Genomic DNA, 23,014 nt, shown 5'->3' with positions numbered 1-23,014 from the left:
ATGGAGCGAAGTAGGGTCGCACGTCGACAAGATTCGACGACGAATAAACGCAAAAAAACTGGGAAACAACCAAAGACGAAAAGTAAGAAACCGATGTGGAAACGCATCTTTTTATTAGGCTTCATGTTATTTATTGCTGCGGTAATCGCATTCGGCGCCTATACGGTATATGCCATTGCGACGGCACCAGAGCTAGATGAAGAAAAGCTTGTCGATACGTACCCGATTCAGTTGATTTCGGCTGAAGGAGAACCGCTCGAAGGGGCAGGTCAGATTCGCGAGTATGTCTCAATCGACGACATTTCTGAAGTGATGCAACAAGCGGTCGTGTCAATCGAAGACCGTCGTTTCTATGAGCATAATGGGATTGACTTACGTCGAATCGGCGGAGCCGTCGTTGCCAACTTGACAGACGGTTTCGGTGCGGAAGGTGGATCGACCATCACGCAACAATTGGTCAAGCAGTCATTCCTTTCGACAGATAAGAAGTTGAAACGTAAGCTGCAAGAACAATGGCTCGCACTCAAACTCGAGCGTGAGTATACGAAAGAACAGATTTTAGAGATGTACTTGAACAAAAACTATTACGGTAGTGGTGGATATGGTGTGCAAACTGCATCGAAACGTTACTTCAACAAGCCGGTCTCTGAGGTCAATTATCAAGAGGCCGCGATTCTTGCCGGTCTCCCACAACGTCCAAGTGCCTATGATCCAATCAATGGTGATCAGGAGTTGACCCGCTACCGTCAAGAGCAAGTCCTGTCTGCGATGAAACGTGACGGACATATTTCTGAGGAACAGTACAATGAGGCACTTGATGTCGCCATTGCTGACGTCATCTCACCTGGTGAAGAGACGGAAGAAGAAGCGTTCACACGTGCGATTTATTCACGAGTCCAAGCCGAGCTTGAAGAAGATTACGGTCTAGAACAGTCAGACATTTATGGAACAGGTTTAAAAGTCTATACGTCTATCAACAAAGAGTTGCATACAAAATTCAATAGTGACATTAAATCGGATAACGTGAACATTCCAGGCGGAAGCTTCCCGGCCGACGAACTCCGCATGGGTGCAACGGTATTGAATACGAAGACTGGTGAAATTGTCGCGATCATCGATAGTCAACAGGCAAAACAAGGTGACAAATCGTATCGTGATTATTCGAATGAAAAACGTCAAATCGGTTCGACGGCCAAACCGATCTTTGATTACGGTCCAGGAATCGAGAACGGACAATGGTCGACAGGGAAGATCTTACTCGATGCACCGCTCGAGGGGTCCTATAAACCAAACAACTATTATCAAGAATATCGTGGTCAAAACACGATGCGGTATTTCTTAACGATTTCAGGGAACACACCTGCTGTTCGAGCTTTCCAAGAAGTTCGTGATGAATTTGGTCAAGGGGCCATCGAGTCCTTTGCAAAAAACCTCGGCGTTGAACCGATGTACGCCGGAGAGGAAGTATTAGAAGCGAACGCCCTCGGTGCCGCTGAAGCGAGCACGACTCAAATGGCAGCGGCATATGCTGCCTTTGGGACGAATGGAATGTATACAAAACCGCATTTGATTCAAAAAATTGAATTCAATGACGGTTCAAGCATCAATTCGCCAATCAAAGCGAAGCAGGCAATGGAAGACTATACGGCATACATGTTGACGGACATGCTTCGTGATGTCGTGAGCGGTGCGAACGGGACGTATGAACCCGGTGCCTTCCCTTGGGACGTGGCAGGTAAGACGGGAACGACCAACGATGAGCAAGACAAGTGGTTTACTGGATATACGACGGACTACTCGATTTCCGTTTGGACGGGTAAAGTGAGCGGTGCTAGTGAGACTGCTAATAAACCGAACTACGCCCAATACTATTTCGAGTACATGATGCAACAAGTGACGAATGCGACGGGACAACCGGATCGATTCCAACGTCCGGACTCAGTCTTGTCACTTGGCAATGAACTCTATGTAAAAGGGACAAAACCAAAAGATCTTCAACCTGAGAAGTTGGTTGCTCCGACTGGGGCAAGTGTCAACTATGACGAAGAAGCCCAAACTGGTTCTGTCTCATGGTCATACGATTTCGATGGTGCGCAAGCAGATGGCTATACGGATGTCACGTTCACAGTGACACAGAAGTCAGCTGACGGAAGTGAGCAAGTCGTCGGAACGACCGGGGAGACGAGTGTAAATATTGCAAACTTGGCCGAAGGAGACACAACGTTTACCATTGTCGCGAATGCAACGAACCCGTTGACGGGTGAGCAGCAATCGGCACCGGCGCAAGCGAGCTACTCAATCGAACCGAAAGAAGAGCCAAAGGAAGAAGAGGAAAACCCTTCTGACGAGGAAAATTCCGAAGATGAACCATCAGACGAAAATAACGGGAACGGGAATGAAAACGGAAATGGTAACGGAGACGGAAACGGAGAAGATACCACCGGCGAACAAACTCCTGATGAACCGGCAACGGATGAAGGTTCTGGCGAAGGAACAGACGAACCAACTGACGGAGATGATTCAGGAACTCCGTTAGAGGGACAATCCAATGGTGAATCGTCTGACACGAATCGTGGAAATGGCAATTCAAACAATGGGAATAACTAAGGAAAGCAGGGCGACATTGTTCGCCCTGTTTTTCGTTTGACTTTGCTATAATGAAAAGAAAGGGAACAGGATGGTGACACATGGTTCAACTCTCTTTAAAACGCAAGATGAAAGTACTACTTGTCATAGATCGACTGCAAGACGATGATTTCGGCGTGCCTCTCGGTGGACATCTCGGGTTAAAGCTTTCACATGTGCTCTTAAAAGAGTCGATACCGTTTGGGCGTCTCATCCAGGACCAAACCGTCGCCGAAGCGATCGGACATGCTTACTTGAAACGAATCGGAGTCGAGACCATGTTCACGGGCGAAGAATCCTATTATCCGGAACTTCTTCGTGGCAACCGTCAACTCAGCTCAACAAACGAAGATTATTATAAAACGGTGCAACGCTACGTCAAACATCTTTTAGCGGTTCATTCAAAATGTACGAAACTACATACCATCGTCTTGTTCGGACGGTCGACGCAACGTCTGTTTTCAGATGCGCTCATCCGCCTCGAAGAAGAGAATGAGCATGTCGCTGCTACATTTAACGAGATGGCCATCTTTCAGATGCCCGCCGTATCGAGAGTGGTACGAGATGAACGGATTCATCAAATCCGACAAGTCGTAGCGGATCTTGCCCCTTCGAATGCGTAATGAAAGAAGGTGACTGGATGCGAAAATCTCGCTCTGTCGAAGAAATGATCAAACAACTAAAAGACGATCCAGGTTTTTCAAACCACGTACGTCATTGGCACACGGTCGACGCTCGTCCGGCACAATATGCCCCAATTCCAGAACAAGTGCCTGAACAATTGGCGAATGTACTTAAGAATCGAGGAATCGAGCAGCTGTACACGCATCAAGCCGAGGCTGTGAAACAAACGGCGGGTGGTCATTCGACGGTCATCGTGACACCGACGGCTTCAGGAAAAACGCTTTGTTACAACTTGCCCGTCCTATCGAAGATGATTGAAAAACCTACAGCCCGTGCGCTTTATCTTTACCCGACAAAAGCACTCGCGCAAGATCAAAACAGTGACTTGATGGAGATGGTCGAAGCCCTTGAAGGGAATTTACGATGCTTCACGTATGATGGAGACACTTCACCTGCGGCACGAACAAAAATCCGCGATGCGGGGAATATCGTCATCACGAATCCGGATATGCTACATTCCGGGATCTTACCTCATCATACGAAATGGATTCGTCTTTTTGAGAACTTAGAATATATCGTCGTCGACGAACTCCATACGTATCGTGGCGTATTTGGAAGTCATGTGGCGAACGTGTTTCGACGCTTGAAGCGAATCTGTGCCTATTATGGCAGTCATCCGAAATGGATCATGACCTCAGCGACCATCGCGAACCCGCTTGAACTTGCCGAGCTATTGACGGAAGAAGAAGTCGTTTTAATCGATCGGAACGGGGCACCTCAAGGGAAGAAACATCTTGTGTTCTACAACCCGCCTGTCGTCAACGAAGCACTCGGAATTCGTCGAAGCGCGACGCTCGAGACGAAACGAATCGCCTCGAGGCTCGTGGAAGCGAACATTCAAACGATTGTATTTGCGCGGTCGCGCGTACGTGTCGAGGTGCTATTGACCTATTTGCAGGAATTGACACGTCGGGAGCTCGGACCAAAGTCTATTGTCGGTTACCGTGGCGGCTATCTTCCATCTGAACGTAGAGAAATCGAACGGCGGTTACGGAACGGGGAAATCAAGGCGGTCGTCTCGACAAACGCGTTGGAGCTCGGTGTCGATATCGGCCAACTGCAAGCGTGTGTCTTAAATGGGTATCCTGGAACGGTCGCTTCCTTATGGCAGCAGGCTGGTCGGGCCGGACGCCGCCATTCAGAATCACTCGTTGTATTTGTCGCATCCTCGTCATCACTCGATCAACTCGTCGTCGAACAGCCGGACATGATTTTAGAACGTTCACCGGAAGCGGCCCGGCTTGACCCGAATAACTTGATTATTTTAGTGGACCATATGAAATGCGCCGCATTCGAGTTGCCTTTTCAAAAAGGAGAGCGATTCGGAACGGTCGATACGGAAGATATATTAGAGTTTTTGACGGATGCTCACGTCTTGCATGAACGGGCTGATAGATATTATTGGATGACGGATTCATTTCCGGCTCATGACATCTCGCTTCGGACGAGTGATCAAGAAAATGTCGTCATCGTTGATCAGACGGCAAAACATCAAGTCATCGGTGAAATGGACACGTTCAGTGCCATGACGTTGTTACATGATGAAGCGATATACTTACATGGAGCCGAGCAATATCAGGTCGAAAAACTCGATTTTGAGGAGAAGAAAGCGTATGTTCGCCGAGTTGACGTCGACTACTACACAGATGCGAATTTAGCCGTTGAACTGAAGGTGCTTGAAGAGAATAAGACAGATGGAGCGAAGACGTTTGGTGAGGTATCGGTCATCGCGATGGCCACTTTGTTCAAGAAAATAAAATTTGGGACGCATGAGAACATCGGGTCGGGCCCGATTCATCTACCGGAGCGAGAGCTGCATACGACAGCGACATGGTTCACGTTGGATGAGCGATTCGCCTACTCGGAGGCGGACCTCGAAGATCAACTTGAAGCGGTCAGTGATTTGATGAGACGGCTTGCACCACTCTATCTCATGTGTGACACGCTTGATTTATTCACAACGATTCAGATGAAGTCGACACATACGAGTAAGCCGACCGTCTATCTGTATGACCGCTATCCTGGAGGAATCGGGCTCAGCGAGGCGCTCTTTAAAGATGCAGACATGGTGCTTGAAGCGGCAGAACGGACGGTATCCGACTGTCCGTGTGAGAGCGGATGTCCCCGTTGTGTCGGCATGGTTGGATACGGTGACTTCAAGCAGCAAGTCATTCGCCAGTTGCAAGGATTGAAAGGAACGATATGAAAGCTAAACTATCTAGATTAATCAAAACGAACGAACCTGCCCCAAAAGCTAGTGTTGCGACCCCTGACGAAGTGGAGCAACAAAAGTGGAAGGATCATGGGGGCGAGATTTTAACGTTTGAGGGGGAATGGTGCGTCCGGATCCGGAAGACATATCCCCTTGATGAGGTGTATCACGACTTCGAGTTTGGAGAAGCAGGACAGATGATGGCTCGAACCGAGCATCCGTTTTTCGCCGTCGACTTAGACCCCGACCAAGTCCTGTTCATGGATACGGAGACGACCGGTTTACGTGGGTCTGGAACGTCGATTTTTTTAATCGGGTTTGCACGGATTCGTGCGGAACAACTTGAAATGATTCAATACGTGTTACCTCATCCGGCGTTTGAAACCGCCTTTTACTATCATTTCTTGCAAGACATCGGAGATGAGGTACGATTCGTCACCTATAACGGGAAGTCATTTGATTGGCCTCAAATCAAGACGAGACACACGTTCGTCAAATCACGGGTGAAACAATTACCTTCAGTGGGTCATGTCGATTTACTTCACGCTGCAAGACGATTGTTAAAACCGAGGCTAGAATCAGTATCATTAAAAGCGGTCGAAGCATACTTTGGTCATGAACGAAGGGATGACCTTCCTGGCTTCTTGGCACCGATGCACTATTTTCAATACGTCAAAGAGCGGAATCCAGAAATATTGCTGCCGGTCCTTGAGCACCATCATGCGGACTGTTTAAGCCTCGTCTCGTTGTATACGCGTCTCAGTCAGCTTGTCACGACCCCGGTAACTGATTTCGGAGAGGAACGTGCCCACTGGCTACATGACCTTGGCGAACAAGATCAAGCGCTGAGGGAGTTTGAGCAACTCCCGAGTCCATCGAAGCGTGCCATCATGCGGCAAGCGATGTTATTAAAACGAGCTGGACGATTCGAGGAGGCCATTCCGCTGTTTGAATCGATTCATACGATTGAAGGGTACGTCGAACTTGCCAAATATGCAGAGCATAAACAAAAGGACGTGGCTTTAGCGATGGATTACACGGAGCGAGCGTTAGAGATTCTTGATCAAAAGCGGACGGTGTTACGTCAAACGATGCAACGCGAGAAAGATGCGTTAGAACATCGCCGTGCTCGCCTAGAAAGGAAGCGAACATGAAAGTAGTAGCCGTCACAGGATATCGTCCTCATGAACTCGGTATCTTCAAAGCGGATCATCCGGGTATTGAAATCATTCAAGAAGCTTACCGGAAAAAGATACTTGAAGTCATCGAATTAGGTGCTGAATGGTTCATATTTAGTGGAACGAATGGTTGTGAATTGTGGGCCGGACAAGTATTGTTAGAGTTAAGAGAAACATATCCGATTAAAATCGCCGTATTTCCGCCGTTCTTAAACATGGATGAGCGCTATAAACCATTCGAACAAGAACTATTTGTGCAACTGCAACTCGAGGCAGACTTTTTTGAGCCGCTGACACAGCGTCCATACGAAGACCCGAGTCAGCTACGGGCAAAAACAGCGTTCTTTTTAGATAAAGCAGAAGGATTGATCACCTTGTATGACGAAGAAACGGAAGGAAGTCCCCGGTTTCTAGTCGATGGGGCTCGGCGAAAGCCGAACATGGAAGTTTTCTTGATCACACAAGAAGACTTACGAGTCATTGAAGAAGAAAAACAATGGGAACAACAATGGGAGTGATATGATGCAAACGGAATTAACAGCAGAAGCGATTTATAAACAAGAATTCAAGACCGCGTTACGTGGTTATTCACAAGAAGAAGTCGATCAATTTTTAGATGTCGTCATTCGCGATTATGAAAAAATGGCGAAAGAAATCGAGCGTCTTCAAAAAGAAAACGACTCGTTGCGACGGGAACCTGCGCCTGTATCGGAACCGGCTAAACCAGCACAGCCGGTTGCTTCAAATTATGACATGTTACGCCGAATTTCAAATCTTGAAAAAGCGGTCTTTGGAAAGCAAGTCGGTCCAAGCGAATAACGAATAGGGGGTGGAGTCCATGTTGCAAGTGTTAACGGCCACGGAGAAACAACCAGTCAAACAACAGACAAAAAAGCTGTTTCGTGTGAAAGAAGAAGTGATGAAAGCACCAACCTGCTATACAGATCGTCTCGTCGAAAACATCAGACAAACATGCCGATTTGATTGGATGATGATTGAACAAGTCAAATTAGGGGATGATCTCGTTCATTACGTGCTCGTCGGACCTAAAGGCGTATTCTTGATTCAATTAAATCGAACTCCAGCCCCCGTCCATATGACGAACCGTGAATGTCGAACCGAGACCTCGATGGGGTGGAAACAGGTTTATCCTCATCCTGTCACGGAATTAGAACGGATGACCAAACAGGTGCGGTCACGATTAAAAAAAGAGTGTAATCAAGCAATTCCCGTCTATTCGTTTTTAATTTTCCCGGAAACGGAACGATTGAAGTTAGAACGAATTAAGGCGAATTGTGGAGATTCATTCGCTCTAGTGGATCAAGTGATCAATAAAAAGAACCTTGAGACGTTGACAGAGCCGCTCGTCAAACAAATCGCTTATTATTGTTCTGAGCGACAAGTACATAAATAAGATGAAGGCCGAATGATTGTATTCGGCCTTCATCTTATTTTAAAAGTTCTCTTGCTTTTGCCGCATCATCTCGGTGAACGAACAGTGCAACGCGATCGTCCAAGTTTTTTGCGAGCGGCTTTAATAGTTTACCGGTCGGTAGTCCTTGTTCCACACGACAGGTGATGCCCTGCTCGGTCAAATAATGATAATCACCTAATAGTTCTTCACCTTGTTTCCCGAATGCTTCACCGAAACGAACCCACTTTAAGTTGCGAATTGTCCGAATCGAGACCAAAATGACAAACAAAATGGCGAGTACGATGATCAATAATGTTTCCAATGCCTTCAACCCCTTCTTTACACAAGTTTAATGGTGTGGCGAGTTGAAAGCAATATGGAGCGAACGGTATACTGAAATGGAAAAGAGGGGATGAAATGAAAAAACCGATTCAATCGAGACGAGAGGCGATCTCACTCCTAGAAAATCAGCAAGTACTCTATATTCGAATTCATAACGGACAAACGGGTATGATCAAATCGACAGAGGAAGGTATCATCGTGGCCATTCCAAATGAAGAGACAGATCAAATCGATTTCCGAAAATTAGAAGATATCGAGGCGTTTGAAGCGTTTTACGATTTGACGCTCTCGAAACCAGGTATTCTATATGTAAACGTTGAATAGTCATGACATGGAGAGCTTCACCCATTCGGTGAGGCTCTCCATTTATACACCTTTAAGAGGAAGGCAGCCAGACGGCCAACTTGTCCTGTAACGGCTTTAAGCGAACATGATGTTGCTTATGCAACAAATAACCGTCTGGACGAATGACTAATATGCCACGTTTCATAAAAAGTGATTTGGCTAGTTCGTTTCCTTGATCGAAAAACGGGCGACTCGTCCTAGTTAAGGTAATCGTTTGAATGAACGGCTGGTTCTTGTTCAAATAGTCATAAATGGACGTCAAATCACGTTTCCCGTCGTCAAATACGAGCACTTGAAACCGTCCGTCCGCGATTTCGGATATTTTTGTCCGAAACCCGTCATCCGTTCGTAAAATCTCAGTCTCCGGAAAGATCTTTCCTTCCGCGACGCGACGAAACGGTAACCGAAGCGCATTCGGATACGATAAATGGAGCTGAGAAATCCGTTCGGTGATTTTTTGGTTGACGAGATTGACGCGAGTGAAGACATCCGCACCGATTGCTTGGAACGGCAAAAGCATCGGGAGGGTCGTCTGCAACATCTCCGTTGCGATATTCGTCGTCTGTAGCACATTGCGGGCAACATGTTCGCGCTCGTCCCGATAGGTGGACACGACGTGATGGGGAGCGCCAGTTTTGAGATGTAACCACAGTTTCCAACCTAAGTTGAAGGCATCCGCTATCCCGGTGTTCATCCCTTGTCCGCCGACCGGGGAGTTAATATGTGCCGCATCCCCCATGAGAATGATGCGATTATGGATGAACGTATCGACCATGCGATTGTGCACACGGAATAAAGAGAACCATTCAACATCGTGAATATGGACCGGCATATGACTGCGTTGCTCCACCAATTCTTGAAGTTCCGATTCTTGGAATGATTCATCCGTTCTCAAGTTTCCCGTGATACGAATTGTTTCATCCGTGAGCGGGAAGACTTCAAGCACTCCTCGATCCGAAAAAAAGATATGAACCTCTTCCCGGGATATCGGCCAATCCGCCTTTAAATCGGCTAACACCCAAGCCTCTTTAAATGATTTACCGCTAAACGGAAGGGCGAGCATCCGACGAACCGAGCTGTTTGCTCCATCGGCGGCGACAACATATTTCGCTTCAACGGCACGAGTCACCCCATCAGTCGCGGTCAAATGTGCGATGGTACGGGATGGATATTGGGTAATGGATGACAAGGTTTCCCCACGCTTCACAACATGTCCATGGTTTCGTAGGGCACGTTCCAAAATCTCTTCGGTTTCATTTTGACGTAACAACGTCACGAACGGATAAGGGGTCACAAGTTTGGAGAACTCAAGCTTTGCTGTCCACTGTCCCGAAAAATATAGATTCCCCCGCTCGATTGTTCGGGCACGCTCTAGCACTTCTTGCGCAACATCTAAACGAGAAAACACTTCGATGGTCCGCGGCTGGATCCCGATGGCTCGTGAATTGTCCGACGGGGTCGTCTTACGATCAATGATTTGAAAAGATACGCCATATCTGGCTAAGGTGAGTCCGAGCGTCAGGCCGGTTGGTCCGGCACCGACAATCAATACATCCACTTGTTCGTCCACGCTGATCAACTCCTATCATTAATAATGATATTTCCGACATTGGCAGCGACTAAACGAAAAGTAGGGTATAGAACGATATATGATATTCGATGATGGAAGGTGAGTGAGCATTGTGCAGCCATGGATCACAGAAGAAAAAATTCGAGATAGTTTTACAATGGATGAAGATTATGAACAGACAGCGGCAGTGTTAATCCCACTCGTTCAAATCGATCAGGAATGGCACGTCGTGTTTGAGGTACGCGCCCACACGATGCGGCAGCAACCTGGGGAGATTTCATTTCCAGGGGGACGCCTTGAAAAAGGAGAAACACCCGTAGAAGCGGCAATCCGAGAAACATGCGAAGAGTTAGAGATTTCTGCAGATAAAGTAGAAGTCGTAGGCAAATTGCGACCGCTTGCTACGCCTCATCGTCAATTGATTTATCCGTTTGTCGGAATTCTATCGGAAGTACCGAGTGTGGAAGGGACGGATGAGGTCGATCATTTGTTTACCGTACCGATTTCTACCTTGCTCATGATTGATCCATTCCACGGAGAGATGGAATGGACAATGAGTCCGGATCAAAATATTCCGTTAGATCGATTGGCGAATGCTAAAGCGTACAAGAAACGGGTAATTAAAATGAAAGAACCTTTTTATGAACATGAAGACTACATCATTTGGGGACTTACTGGAAAATTCTTGACACAATTTATTAAACGGATAAAAGAAAACGTATTCAAACGGTTATAATTTCGTTATAATGATAGAAACAAATTTAGATTGGAAGTGAATGGGTGTGTCTGAAGAATTCCTCGTAGGTGATATCGTGAAGTCGACTCGTGAAGGATGGGTCGCTGAAGTGACCGCCGTACTGACCAATACTGTGATCGGTGACGTCTCAATCATGGAAGAGTTTCAACAGCTCGGACTCGAGTTCGAGAAACAAGTTTTACTAAAATCAGAATTGGAATTGATTGAACGCGCCAGCTGACCTTTTTCTGAAAGGGATGATTCAGATGTCCATTGACAAAAAAGTACGTGAATGGCAAGAGGCGGGTTTATTGGATGAAGCGACAGGGTTAAAACTAGTCGACTATGAACATAAACGACGGGCGGCTAGTGAGCAACATGATCACAAGCCGCCCGTTTTGGTCATTGTCGGATCCATTTTGTTGGCTCTTAGCCTTTTCAGTTTCGTCGCAGCCAACTGGCAAGCGATTCCTGACCTTTTGAAAATCGGTTTGTTTCTTTTATTTATGGTTGGATTTTATGTGTTTGCCGAGCGGGTTCGCTTAAAAACCCCAAGATATGTCACGCTGTTACGTGTACTAGGGTTCGTTTTCTTTATCGCGACCATGGCGGTCATTTTCACGACGTATAACCTGTCTGGCCAATTGACTCTATTGTTCTGGATTATCTTTGCGATGGCAGTACTTCATCGCATCTCGTATGAGCATGTCATATTCTCTATGATCACCGCAATCGCTGCATTTTTAGCCATCACCAATAGTTTCGAAAGCATCGGGCTGATTTTGATTGGGATTGCTCTAATCGTGACATGGGTGTGGTTCCATTTCGTCGATGAATCGTTGGACCGCACGTTTGCCTGGCTAACCTTTTATGGCCTTCTCAATATTTTCGGCCAGTATATCGATTATGAGGGAAGACTGTGGCCGCTTTGGTCACTCGTCATCTTGCATGTATTGCTCTTGTTCTATCGAAAACAAGCCGCATGGCAAGCAACGTATCTGTTCACTGCGGCCGTTCTATCAATTGGTTATTTAATTAACGTGACAGAAAGTTGGCTCTCCCAAAGACCGCCTTCTGTCATTGAAGCGACACTTTTGTCGGTGGCACTCGTTGCCGTCTATTTGATTCACAGACGAAACGACCTTCTCTGGGTAAGTTTCCTTGCAGTCATCCCATTTGCACTTTTTGAAGATTCAGGAGTTTTACTGGCGGTCATCATCGAGGTGATTGCACTTACGTACTTGATTCGCCAAGACGTGACACGACAACCGACAATATTCGCTTTCATCTATTTCTTAATCGTTCAAATGACAATTTACTTTATCTACGTATGGGACCGGCTCGATATCTCACTCTTCTTCTTGATTGGTGCGTTAATCGTCTTTGCGTTGTCACTCGCATTATGGTGGCGTAATCGAACGAGAGGGGATGTGACGACATGAAACGGTTTTCTGTTTGGGTGATCCCGGTTGCCCAAGTCCTGATTGCAATCGTCTTTGTGGTACTTGTTTATGCTATTTCGTGGGTCGGAGAGACGTACACGTTTAAAGGGTCTTCGTTCGAGCCATATGATCCTTATTTTGGAGATTCCATCTATCTCGAATATGATGCCTTCAAAGGAAGACAAGATGTCGAAACCGGAACGGTCTATGTGTCCTTTAAAGAAGGGGAAGAGGGCTATGCTGTCATCGATCGAATTGAGTCAAAACCGTTTTTTGGTGGTATTCGGGCAAACTATTATGATCGACTTCTTTATATAGAAGAAATGGGTTCGTATCGTGTGTCTCAAAATGAGATAGATGCCATAAAAGGAAAGCAATCGTTCACGGTTCAAGTTGATGTCGCACCGTGGGGGATGCTCAGAATGTATGAAATTGAGTCAAATGAATAAGATTTAATCATGACAGGAAGATTACAGGTTTGTTACACGGCTGATTGTAACGAATCTGTAATTTTTTTGTGAACATAAGGAATACCAACGTTTTTTTCAATTATTACAATCTGTAACCACTTTTTTTGCCATATGTCAGGAATGTTTCACTTCGATAAAATCACTACTTTGACGGGACTTGTCGTGGTAAATTAACATCTGTTCGTTACATAACGAGAAAGGTGATGACCTTACTACGATGAAATTATTAAAATATATGATCGTCATTGGAGCTACGATGATGGGGCTGTTCACATTCATGGATCAGGCAGATGCTGCTCAAATCGGAATCGGGACAGAACAGAAAATCGTACAAAACCCGCTTGAACTAGAACGACAAGCAATTGAAGAAGAACGACAAAAAGAAATCGCCCGCCAAAAGAAACTTGCTGAAGAAAAACGTATCGCAGAAGAGAAGCGGATCGAAGCAGAACGTCTTGCAGAAGAGAAAGCAAAAGAAGAAGCCGAGAAAGCAAGACTTGCGAAACTTGAAGCAGAACGAAAAGCGGAAAAGGAGCGAAAAGCAGCGGAACAGGTAACAGCTGCAAAAACGTCGACTTCAGCTACGCAAACAGTCAGTGCGACACCGGTATCTACATCTAAAAAGGTTATTACAGTCGAATCGACGGCTTATTCAAATGATGTTGCAGATAATAAGGCATACGGCGGTCGTGTATTAACGGCCACGGGTCATGATGTGACCGACTCGATTTATTATAACGGGATGCGAATTATCGCAGTCGACCCAGCCATCATCCCATTAGGCTCTAAAGTCCATATTCAAGGTGTCGGTGATGCGATCGCCCTTGATACAGGTGGCCGAATCAAAGGTCATATCGTCGATTTATTAGTCGATTCAAAACAGGACGCGATCCAATGGGGGCGTCGACATATTGAAGTAACGCTATACTAAAAATCAGGTTCTCCAATTAGGAGAGCCTTTTTTTGTTTAACAAAGTAGAGAAACGGGCAAAATAATATTTGAATTTCCATTTTGGAAATAGTTGAGGAGGGATCAGGTTGATTGAGTTTCGTGATGTATCAAAACGTTATGAAGACGGGACGTTAGCCGTCAAAGACTTGAGTTTAACTGTAGAAAAAGGAGAAATATTTGTATTGATCGGTCCTTCAGGTTGTGGCAAGACCACGACGATGAAAATGGTGAATCGATTAATCGATCATACGGATGGGAAAATTTTAATCGATGGAAAAGAAATCTATCAATTCGATATTTTTGAACTACGCCGTAATATCGGTTATGTACTCCAACAGATTGCATTATTCCCTCACTTAACTGTGGAAGAAAATATTTCTGTCGTACCGGAATTATTAAAGTGGAAAAAAGACCGAACAAAAGAGCGAGTGACCGAATTAATGAAAATCGCCGGACTGGACCCGAAACTTCGCTCGAAGAAGCCAGCAGAATTATCAGGAGGACAACAGCAACGCGTCGGCGTATTGCGTGCCTTAGCTGCAGACCCTGACGTCATCCTTATGGACGAACCCTTTTCTGCGCTTGATCCGATCAGCCGTGGTCAATTGCAAGATGACATTAAACGATTAAATGATGAGCTCGGGAAAACCATTTTATTTGTCACACACGACATGCAAGAAGCGATGAAGCTTGGTGATCGCATCGCGTTGATGCGTGACGGGGAACTCATGTTGATCGGTACGCCTGAGGAGATATTGGCGAGTGAAGACCCATTCGTCTTAGAATTTACACAACGCGGAAGAGGTGAGCTAGATGCTTGAGACGTTCCAAAATAGACAAGGACAGCTTGTCGAGGCACTGATTGAGCACTTACAGCTCTCTGTCGTATCGCTTTTGATTGCCGTATTGATTGCCGTACCATTGGGAATCTGGCTGACGCGCCGTAAGAAAATCGCCGAAACCGCCATTGGTGTCACTGCGATTATTCAAACGATTCCGTCGCTTGCCTTACTCGGATTAATGATTCCGCTCGTTGGAATCGGGGCATTACCTGCCATTATTGCGCTTGTCTTATATGCGCTCCTACCTATTTTACGAAACACGTTCACCGGTTTAAACGAAGTGGATAAATCGTTGCTTGAAGCCGCTCGAGCTTGTGGGATGAAGCCGAATCAAAGTTTGATGAAAGTTGAACTTCCGCTTGCTTTACCGGTCATCATGGCTGGTATACGGACCGCGATGGTTCTGATTGTCGGTACGGCGACGCTCGCTGCTTTAGTCGGAGCAGGTGGACTCGGTACGCTGATTTTGCTCGGGATTAACCGGAATGACAATTACTTAATTTTACTCGGGGCCATCCCGGCCGCGATTTTGGCACTCTTATTTGACTTCTTGTTGCGTCAGATGGAAGGTGCGACGGCGACTCGAAACAAGGCGAAATTGATTGCTGTTTCTACTGTCCTCGCCTTGGTCATCGTCACACCGCTCGCGTTCGGTCGTTCGCAAGAAACAGACTTAGTCGTTGCCGGAAAACTTGGTCCTGAGCCAGAGATTTTAATGAATATGTATAAATTATTGATTGAAGAAGAAACGGATTTGACTGTATCTGTGAAACCGAACTTTGGGGAAACAACATTCGTATGGGGGGCCCTCCAATCAGGGGATGTCGATATTTACCCTGAATTCACTGGGACCGCACTCGCGAGTCTCGTCAAAGAAACGCCTGAGTCAAACGATGCCGGTGAAGTGTACGAGCAAGCAAGAGAAGCGCTTGCTGAAGATGGATATGTGATGCTCGAACCGATGAAATTTAACAACACGTATGCACTCGCGATTCCACGTGATTATGCAGAAGCGGAAGGCATTACGGCCATTTCTGATTTACGGAATGTCGAGTCGGACATCAAGGCCGGTTTCACGCTTGAATTCACGGACCGTGAAGACGGATACCCAGGACTTCAAAACGAGTATGGGCTTGATTTCCCATCTGTCGTCTCGATGGAGCAAAAACTGCGTTATCGTGCCATCTCACGAGGAGATGTCAATTTAGTAGACGCCTATGCGACGGACCCTGATATTGCCGAGAACGACCTGGTCGTCTTAGAAGACGATCGTCAATTCTTCCCACCATACCAGGGAGCGCCACTCATGAAGGAAGAGACACTTGAAGAGTATCCAGAAATCGAGGATGCGCTCAATCAGCTCGCAGGTAAAATCACAGACGAACAAATGTCTGAATTGAATCGACGGGTCGCGTACGGAAATGAACGCGCGTACGATGTAGCGAAAGACTTCTTAGAACAGGAAGGATTACTATGAGAGCTTTGATTATTTCGAATCCGAAGTCCGGTACGAGCGAAACGATGCTCGGCGAAGTCATCGGAACGATTGAATCGCTCTATGAAGAAATCATCATCAAAAAGACACAGGAAATCGGGGACGCGCTCCGATTAGCCGAAACAAGTGAATCGTTCGACCATCTGATTGTCATTGGCGGGGACGGTACGCTAAACGAAGTAGTGAATGGGTTAATGACCTTACAGCGCGAGGAACGGCCGACAGTCGGCATCATTCCAGCAGGAACATGTAATGACTTCGCACGAGCGCTTGAACTGCCAATTCAACCGACACAGGCTGCTCAAATCATTCGTTCCTCTCACGAACAATATGTCGATGTCATTCAAGTCGATGAGATGTATGCGCTCAATTTCGTAGGCGTCGGTTTGATCGCGGATACATCTCGTCAAATCGATCCGGATGAAAAAGAATCATTAGGCTCAATCGGATATTTTTTAGCGACCATCCGTCAATTCCGTGAAGCAGACCCATTCAACATCACGCTTCGGCGGGGCAGTGAAGTAATGTATGAAGGTGACGTTAGTTTTCTCTATGTTGGGAACGGGAGTTATCTCGGTACGGTCCCGACCAAACTTGAGACACAATCGTTTTCCGATGGATTGCTAGAAGTGGTACACAGCTCGGCAATCGGATTTCCGATGATTCGTCAATTGTTAGCCCAGCAACTCGGTCTTGATCAAAAATCGGCGGAGTGGAATCACTTTCAGGCTTCACATGTTGAAGTCGAGTTAAACGAACCTCAAATCATTGATATCGATGGTGAACATTTCGAAACCGATCACTTGACGATACGGATTCGAGAGCGAGCCCTCACGTTTTTAACGCCATAAAGCATCAACAGAGAAAAGTATTCAGACTTTTCTCTGTTTTTTGTTGTCCTCATCTTGGAACCGTGTTAGTATTTCACTATTATTATGAAAATGAAATGAAAAAGAGGAAGTAGGGGTAAACATGGCGCAAAATTCATTCGCCTCAAAAATTGGATTCATACTAGCTGCCGCAGGGTCAGCAATCGGTTTAGGTGCAATCTGGAAGTTTCCATATGTCACCGGAACGAGCGGGGGCGGTGCCTTTTTACTCATGTTTTTGGCGTTCACATTATTACTTGGTCTGCCATTATTGATTGGAGAATTCATTGTCGGACGTTCGACTCAAAAGACTGCGCTTCTTGCTTTCAAACAGTTAGGGCATGGCCGTTGGACCATTATCGGCTACTTAGGTGTCCTTGCTTGTTTCTTGTTACTTTCCTTCTATAGTGTTATTGGGGGATGGGTCCTCATCTATATTGGACTCGGTTTAAGTGGGACGCTCAGTGGACGTTCGGCTGACGAATTTGGTGAGGTGTTCGGGAACGTCGTATCGACACCTGAAATTGCCGTACTCGGACAATTCTTGTTCCTCTTAATCACACTCTTAATTGTCTTACGTGGCGTTGAAGCAGGGATTGAACGAATGAGTAAAATTTTGATGCCACTCTTGTTCATCAGTTTCTTAGTTCTCGTGGTCCGCTCGTTGACGCTTGACGGAGCGATGGAAGGCGTTCGTTTCTTCTTACAGCCTGACTTTTCTGCATTGACTGGCGAATCGGTATTGTTTGCCCTCGGACAGGCGTTCTTCTCCTTATCGTTAGGGGTGGCAGCGATGCTGACATATGCGTCTTATATAAAGACGAAAGGAACATTGAACCGGTCGGCTAACATGATTGTCTTGTTGAACATTGCGGTTTCACTTTTAGCAGGTCTAGCCATCTTCCCGGCAGTCTTTGCAACAGGTCTTGATCCGGCTGAAGGTCCAGCGTTACTCTTTGTTGTTTTACCGGCAGTCTTCAACCAAGTACCGCTCGGTGGATTCTTCATGGTCTTGTTCTTCTTATTGTTTGCTTTCGCATCGATCACATCGTCGATTGCCATGTTAGAAGTCGTCGTCGCAGGTGTGACCGATCGTCTAAATGAAAAGAAATCATCATGGACGAAAAAGAAAGTGACGGTGACAGCCGCTCTTCTCGTCTTCATCGTGGGAGTACCATCCGCGCTGTCATTCGGACTCTTGAGTGATGTACAGATTTGGAACGGTCGGACGTTCTTCGATACGATGGACTATCTCGTCAGCTATATTTTAATGCCGACGGGTGCACTCTTGACTTCCATCTTTGTCGGTTACATCGTTGACCAACGTGTCCTAAAGGATGAAATCGAAACATCCAAACCTGGTGTGAAGCTTTACCCAATCTGGCATGCGCTCATTCGCTATGTCATTCCTGTAACTGTCGCGATCGTCATGGTATCTACATGGATCACCACATAACAAACGAACCGTAGGCTCTATGAGTCTACGGTTTTTTTCGTCTCGCAACGGGAAAGTAGTCGATATAGGTAGTTGATTCTACACCTGTGGACGGAGGTATCGACGAATTTTATTATGCTAAAATGATAGAGATGACGAAACTTTTGTTGAGTGGTTTCGTAATGTACAATAGAAGTAACATGAGATGAGGTGAAAAGAATGAAAACATGGATGAAATGGGCCCTGACAGGGGCAGTCATATACTTTGCCATTAACGTATTCGATTTCTCCTGGTTATTCATTATTGTAGGGGCGCTCGTCTTGAATGAAGTGTGGTCGACGAACAAGCGCAAACAGCGTCAACGAACACCGACAACGGTGGCAAAACGTGCCAAGAAGAAACTGTTACTCGATGAGGAAGAATCGTTTTCTGGATCGAGGATCTTAAAACCGATCGAAGAGCCGATGCCTACGCGACAGTTCGAGGCGACAGACGATTTAGAGCTTCAATTTTTGCAACGGACGATTGAGCAAGGATATGAGAAGTTACAACAAATCGACCGTGTTCTTCCAGATATTAAGGATGTAGAGGTGAGGCGTGAAATGAAGGCCGTCTCGAAAGAAGCGCACGAATTGTTCGAAGAATTATTCGAAAATCCACAAGACGCAAAGCATGTTCGAGACCTGTTCACATTCTATTTAGATTCCCTCGTCTCGGTCGTCTTGAAATTTAAAGAGCTTGAAGGAAAACGGGTCGTCATTCAAGAAGAGACTCGGGAACAATTAATCACAAATATGCGACTAATTGTCGATAAATTTAAAGAACAACGCGGACGTCTCCTTGAAGATGACGCCGTAGACTTTGAACGTGAACTGATCATGATGGAGCGCGTCTTGTCTGATCAGCCGGAAGGGAGAAAGAAACATGACTTCATCGAATGAAACGAACTGGCAGTCATGGCCGGAAGAAGAACTGACTTCTGATACGAAAACAAAAACGGAGACGGAGGGGTTCAGTGACCCATCTGTCGAATGGTCATCCGTTACACAGTCACATGAAGTGCCAGCCATTCAAGCGAAACCAGACGTGCCTCAAGAGCATCGCGAGCGCATCACACGATTGGCTGAATCCATTGATATTAAAAAGACAGACTCTGTTATGTTGTTCGGGTCGAATGTCCAGCGCGAACTTTCCCAATTCTCTGATCAAATTTTGACGGAAGTGCGGATGAAAGATGGCGGCGATGCCGGGAAACTGTTGTCTGACTTGATGCAAAACGTCCGTAAGATGGACCCAGATATGCTTCAACCGGAAAAAAAGAGTTTCATGGATAACATTCCGCTCATCGGTCGTGCGAAGAAGAAGGCTGAAAACTATAAGCTTCAGTTCGAAAAAATGAATGTCTATTTGGAAGAGGTCATCCATAACCTCGATCGTGCGAAGTTTGGTCTCATGAAAGACATCACGATGCTCGATCAAATGTATGATAAGAACAAGCGATATTTCGAAGAGTTGAACGTCTATATCGCCGCGGGTGAGACAAAACTTGACCATGTACGGGAACACGAGATTGCCCCGTTACGTCAAGAAGTAGAAATTTCTAAAGATCAATCGAAGCTTCAACAATTGAACGATATGATTCAATTAGCGGACCGTTTTGAGAAAAAGTTGCACGACTTAAAATTGAGTCGTACCATCAGCCTTCAAATGGCACCTCAAATTCGGGTCATTCAGCAGAATAACCAAATCCTCGCTGAAAAGATCGAGTCAGCGGTCGTCAACACGATTCCGCTTTGGAAAAACCAAGTCGTTCTTGCACTCAGCTTGACGCGCCAGAAAACGGCACTTCGTATGCAGCAGGACGTGACGAAGACGACAAATCAACTGCTTGAGCAGAACTCGAAGATGCTCAAAGATTCATCGATTGAAATTGCTCAAGAGAATGAAAAAGGGATTGTCTCTGTTGAATCACTGAAAGTCGCTCACGAGAACTTACTTTCTACGTTGGATGAAACATTACGCATCCAGCAAGAAGGGAAGCAAAAACGTCGTGACGCCGAGCGCGAACTTGACCGCATGGAGCACGAATTGAAGGAGAAGGTCATCGAAATCGCTTCGAAAAATAAAGAACTACCAAAGGACACTGGATACTAAGGGGGAAGTCTGAGCAATCAGACTTTCCTTTTCGACGAGGAGGGACTGGAGTGGAGAAGCAACGATTGTGGGATGAGACGTGGTTATTATTCGCTGATATGATGGCCGAGCGGCACTCGAAGTGTGCATCGAAGAGTGTGGCCTGTGTCATTGTAAAAGACGAAAAACCGATTTCAATTGGTCTCAATGGTACACCATCTGGTCATACGAACTGTAATGAAATCTATATCAAGCAAGAAGATGGGTTCTATAAGCATGCCGACTATGTTGCATCGACGGATCTCGATATGATCAACGAACCGGCACGACTCATCCGAGATGGCGTGACATATATCAAGTGTACAGACCCATATGATCACCATCACTGGTCGAAGCAACATGAAATCCATGCAGAAATCAACGCGATTGGAAAACTCGCTGCCGATTCAACGAATGCATTTGGTGCGACGGCGTATGTCACGCATTCACCATGTCATGCCTGTTCACTCGCCTTAATTGCGGCACGCGTCGCGCGAGTCGTTTATGCTGTCGGTTATGAGCATGGGGATGGGTTAGAATTGATGCGTGAAAGCGGAATTGAAGTGTTACATATGCCACTTGAAAAAATGTACAAAAATACATTGTAAACGTTTTCATTAGATGATATATTATTAATGTACTGCCAATGGTGTTTTACTCTTCCATTATTCGTCCCTCCTCGGAGGGGCTTTTTTTTTGTTCAAAATGAGGTGAGACAAACTTTACACATAATGTTCAATATTTCACAATCTACACTTTAAAATCTCTTATATAATAAAAGTAGATTCAAGAGAGGGGAATTTACACATGGAAAAACTCGTTCGCTTTACAGATGGTGCATATGAAGTAGAGGCGTTGATCACACTCGAAGAAGTGTGGGAAGATAAATTTGCGATTGGCATGCACAAGGAGCTTGCCGTCAAATCATTAACCATTAACGGAAATGAAGTATCAGAGATTAAACATGTTCGTGCACTCCTTCGATACTATCCGACGCTTGGTGTATCAGGAATCTTGTTGGCATTAGATAAGGCGGCTGCTGAGATTGTCGCATTGTCGAAAGATCAAGATCCAGCGCTCCAATACGTTGAACTCGTGGCCATTCAAATGGACGAGGAAGCGACAAACGACTTGAAAACATTATATGCGGCAATGTGACCTCAATTGGGTGAACCATTTCACCCAATTTTTTATTGCATCTTTTATTCCTTATGGTATGATGTTTACAGATGAAGAAATGGAACGCCATATCGTTGTCAACCATAAGCATGGGGATCTAGATAGCTAGATCGCTGTCAAAAAGCCACGTTCATAGGAACGTGGCTTTTTTTTGTTCAATGAAGTCGAATCCAGCCGCCACATCTTGAGCGAGGTGCGCATCCGAACCCATCGTGAACGGGATGTGCAGGTCGTTCGCGGATTTTGCAAGTCCGGCGACGTAAGGTACCCCACAATCCGGTTTTCGGAGTCCGGCCGTGTTGAAGTCAAGTCCGAATCCCCGGTCGGCAATCATCTGTAACAGACGTATTTCTTCCTCTTTTACTTTTGAGCGGTCCCATTCATAGTTTCTTTGATACTTTATCGGGAGATCGAGATGTCCGATACGAGCGACACGGATGTCTTCCCACGAAAATGAGAGACCCTGTTCAATCGACTCATAATAAGCTCTCAAGACGCTCTCGAATGAGCCAAACGCTTTGATGAGTTCATCAAACGTCTCGGCAGAATAATCAATCGGCATATAGGCGCCATCTCTATATAGGAAATGTTGCGATAAAATGACTTCATCAATCAATGGTGCGAAAGGCTTGAGTAAGGCAATGGTCTCTTTCTCTAAATGAGGCAATAAGTCGACTTCTAATCCAACTTTAATGTCGATAACCGCTTGATACTGCTGTTTCATCTGATGCAACGTATCGAGGTATTCTGGAAGTAGATCAATCGACATCGCCGAGTCTTGATTCGGGACCGGGTCGGTGAACGATAGGGGGAAAGGCGCATGTTCTGTGAACGTCATCGTTTGCAAGCCTTTTTCGATTCCGACTTGAATATAGTGTTCAATCGGGTCATTTGTACCGTGTGGACAAAAAGGGGTATGCACATGGCCATCGTGGGTAAAGTTAAACATCGATTACACGTCCTTTTCAGTTCATTTGGTTGACAGGTGTTTATCTGTTTGATAAATTTAACACAATACTTTAGTTTGGTAAAGTGATAACAAGATAAAGGG

Annotated in this window: 23 protein-coding genes and 1 pseudogene; 21 read left to right on the top strand and 3 right to left on the bottom strand. The window is 45.8% G+C overall.

Annotated elements, in window-relative coordinates; translation table 11 throughout:
- The 7 genes from KNO71_RS12280 (at window position 1) to KNO71_RS12250 (ending at window position 8,113) form a co-directional block, all read left to right on the top strand.
- Window positions 1–2,607 carry a transglycosylase domain-containing protein gene (locus tag KNO71_RS12280; RefSeq protein ID WP_078146760.1) on the top strand — a complete coding sequence of 869 codons (2,607 nt, stop codon included), beginning with the start codon at window positions 1–3 and terminating at the stop codon, window positions 2,605–2,607.
- Between the two features lie 80 nt (window positions 2,608–2,687).
- A complete protein-coding gene (locus KNO71_RS12275) occupies window positions 2,688–3,248 on the top strand; it encodes a hypothetical protein (RefSeq protein ID WP_078146761.1) in 561 nt (186 codons plus the stop codon).
- A 17-nt stretch (window positions 3,249–3,265) separates the two neighbouring features.
- Window positions 3,266–5,515, top strand: a complete 2,250-nt coding sequence (locus KNO71_RS12270; RefSeq protein ID WP_214688840.1) for a DEAD/DEAH box helicase — start codon at window positions 3,266–3,268, stop codon at window positions 5,513–5,515.
- Window positions 5,512–6,675 (top strand): ribonuclease H-like domain-containing protein, encoded by a 1,164-nt coding sequence (locus KNO71_RS12265; RefSeq protein WP_078146763.1) that lies wholly within the window; start codon window positions 5,512–5,514, stop codon window positions 6,673–6,675. Before KNO71_RS12270 ends, KNO71_RS12265 begins: the two co-directional genes overlap by 4 nt.
- Window positions 6,672–7,217, top strand: a complete 546-nt coding sequence (locus tag KNO71_RS12260) for an SLOG family protein (RefSeq protein ID WP_047795387.1) — start codon at window positions 6,672–6,674, stop codon at window positions 7,215–7,217. Before KNO71_RS12265 ends, KNO71_RS12260 begins: the two co-directional genes overlap by 4 nt.
- Window positions 7,218–7,221: 4 nt before the next feature.
- On the top strand, window positions 7,222–7,518 hold the full coding sequence (gpsB, locus tag KNO71_RS12255; protein ID WP_012726115.1) for a cell division regulator GpsB: 297 nt from the start codon (window positions 7,222–7,224) through the stop codon (window positions 7,516–7,518).
- 19 nt (window positions 7,519–7,537) lie between these two features.
- Window positions 7,538–8,113 carry an NERD domain-containing protein gene (locus KNO71_RS12250; protein ID WP_214684439.1) on the top strand — a complete coding sequence of 192 codons (576 nt, stop codon included), beginning with the start codon at window positions 7,538–7,540 and terminating at the stop codon, window positions 8,111–8,113.
- Window positions 8,114–8,147: 34 nt separating this feature from the next.
- Here the strand turns inward: KNO71_RS12250 and KNO71_RS12245 are convergent, their stop codons facing one another.
- Entirely contained in the window at window positions 8,148–8,435 is a 288-nt protein-coding gene (locus KNO71_RS12245) for a hypothetical protein (RefSeq protein WP_012726117.1), read from the bottom strand.
- 95 nt (window positions 8,436–8,530) lie between these two features.
- Here KNO71_RS12245 and KNO71_RS12240 point away from each other — a divergent pair, with 95 nt between their 5' ends.
- A complete protein-coding gene (locus tag KNO71_RS12240; protein ID WP_012726118.1) occupies window positions 8,531–8,779 on the top strand; it encodes a hypothetical protein in 249 nt (82 codons plus the stop codon).
- Between the two features lie 52 nt (window positions 8,780–8,831).
- Here KNO71_RS12240 and KNO71_RS12235 read toward each other — a convergent pair whose 3' ends face one another.
- Window positions 8,832–10,370 (bottom strand): FAD-dependent monooxygenase, encoded by a 1,539-nt coding sequence (locus KNO71_RS12235; protein ID WP_078146765.1) that lies wholly within the window; start codon window positions 10,368–10,370, stop codon window positions 8,832–8,834.
- Between the two features lie 112 nt (window positions 10,371–10,482).
- Between KNO71_RS12235 and KNO71_RS12230 the strand changes: the two genes are divergently transcribed.
- The 13 genes and pseudogenes from KNO71_RS12230 to KNO71_RS12170 all read left to right on the top strand — a co-directional run bounded on the left by KNO71_RS12230 (window position 10,483) and on the right by KNO71_RS12170 (window position 21,942).
- Window positions 10,483–11,106 (top strand): NUDIX hydrolase, encoded by a 624-nt coding sequence (locus KNO71_RS12230; protein ID WP_270814078.1) that lies wholly within the window; start codon window positions 10,483–10,485, stop codon window positions 11,104–11,106.
- 40 nt (window positions 11,107–11,146) lie between these two features.
- On the top strand, window positions 11,147–11,347 hold the full coding sequence (locus tag KNO71_RS12225) for a DUF2187 family protein (protein ID WP_012726121.1): 201 nt from the start codon (window positions 11,147–11,149) through the stop codon (window positions 11,345–11,347).
- A gap of 25 nt (window positions 11,348–11,372) precedes the next feature.
- Window positions 11,373–12,548: a DUF2157 domain-containing protein gene (locus KNO71_RS12220; protein ID WP_251031988.1), complete on the top strand. Its 1,176-nt coding sequence runs from the start codon at window positions 11,373–11,375 to the stop codon at window positions 12,546–12,548.
- The gene (locus tag KNO71_RS12215) at window positions 12,545–12,997 is read left to right on the top strand and encodes a hypothetical protein (RefSeq protein ID WP_078146768.1); all 453 of its coding nucleotides are present in this window, start codon (window positions 12,545–12,547) and stop codon (window positions 12,995–12,997) included. The genes KNO71_RS12220 and KNO71_RS12215 overlap by 4 nt, the downstream gene beginning before the upstream one ends.
- A gap of 238 nt (window positions 12,998–13,235) precedes the next feature.
- A complete protein-coding gene (locus tag KNO71_RS12210; protein WP_251031987.1) occupies window positions 13,236–13,949 on the top strand; it encodes a 3D domain-containing protein in 714 nt (237 codons plus the stop codon).
- Window positions 13,950–14,056: 107 nt separating this feature from the next.
- Window positions 14,057–14,773, top strand: a pseudogene (locus tag KNO71_RS12205) (ABC transporter ATP-binding protein); the annotation flags it as partial.
- A gap of 10 nt (window positions 14,774–14,783) precedes the next feature.
- Window positions 14,784–16,289, top strand: a complete 1,506-nt coding sequence (locus tag KNO71_RS12200) for an ABC transporter permease/substrate-binding protein (protein ID WP_214688837.1) — start codon at window positions 14,784–14,786, stop codon at window positions 16,287–16,289.
- A complete protein-coding gene (locus tag KNO71_RS12195; protein WP_214688835.1) occupies window positions 16,286–17,158 on the top strand; it encodes a diacylglycerol/lipid kinase family protein in 873 nt (290 codons plus the stop codon). The genes KNO71_RS12200 and KNO71_RS12195 overlap by 4 nt, the downstream gene beginning before the upstream one ends.
- A 121-nt stretch (window positions 17,159–17,279) precedes the next feature.
- A complete protein-coding gene (locus KNO71_RS12190) occupies window positions 17,280–18,632 on the top strand; it encodes a sodium-dependent transporter (RefSeq protein ID WP_214688833.1) in 1,353 nt (450 codons plus the stop codon).
- 198 nt (window positions 18,633–18,830) lie between these two features.
- A complete protein-coding gene (locus KNO71_RS12185; RefSeq protein ID WP_078146773.1) occupies window positions 18,831–19,553 on the top strand; it encodes a 5-bromo-4-chloroindolyl phosphate hydrolysis family protein in 723 nt (240 codons plus the stop codon).
- The gene (locus KNO71_RS12180; RefSeq protein WP_078146774.1) at window positions 19,537–20,766 is read left to right on the top strand and encodes a toxic anion resistance protein; all 1,230 of its coding nucleotides are present in this window, start codon (window positions 19,537–19,539) and stop codon (window positions 20,764–20,766) included. Before KNO71_RS12185 ends, KNO71_RS12180 begins: the two co-directional genes overlap by 17 nt.
- Window positions 20,767–20,816: 50 nt before the next feature.
- A complete protein-coding gene (locus KNO71_RS12175) occupies window positions 20,817–21,392 on the top strand; it encodes a deoxycytidylate deaminase (RefSeq protein ID WP_078146775.1) in 576 nt (191 codons plus the stop codon).
- A gap of 199 nt (window positions 21,393–21,591) precedes the next feature.
- Complete coding sequence (locus KNO71_RS12170; protein WP_078146776.1) at window positions 21,592–21,942, top strand: hypothetical protein; 351 nt, start codon at window positions 21,592–21,594, stop codon at window positions 21,940–21,942.
- A 151-nt stretch (window positions 21,943–22,093) separates the two neighbouring features.
- On the opposite strand, the gene hisJ is transcribed toward KNO71_RS12170, so the two are convergent.
- Window positions 22,094–22,912 carry a histidinol-phosphatase HisJ gene (gene hisJ, locus KNO71_RS12165; protein WP_078146777.1) on the bottom strand — a complete coding sequence of 273 codons (819 nt, stop codon included), beginning with the start codon at window positions 22,910–22,912 and terminating at the stop codon, window positions 22,094–22,096.
- Window positions 22,913–23,014: the final 102 nt, after the last annotated feature.

It is taken from the genome of Exiguobacterium sp. s163 (genome assembly GCF_018617135.1).
Classification (GTDB): Bacteria; Bacillota; Bacilli; order Exiguobacteriales; family Exiguobacteriaceae; genus Exiguobacterium; species Exiguobacterium profundum.
The sequence above is the reverse complement of the archived record's forward strand: the minus strand, read 5'-3'. Positions and strand labels throughout refer to the sequence as shown.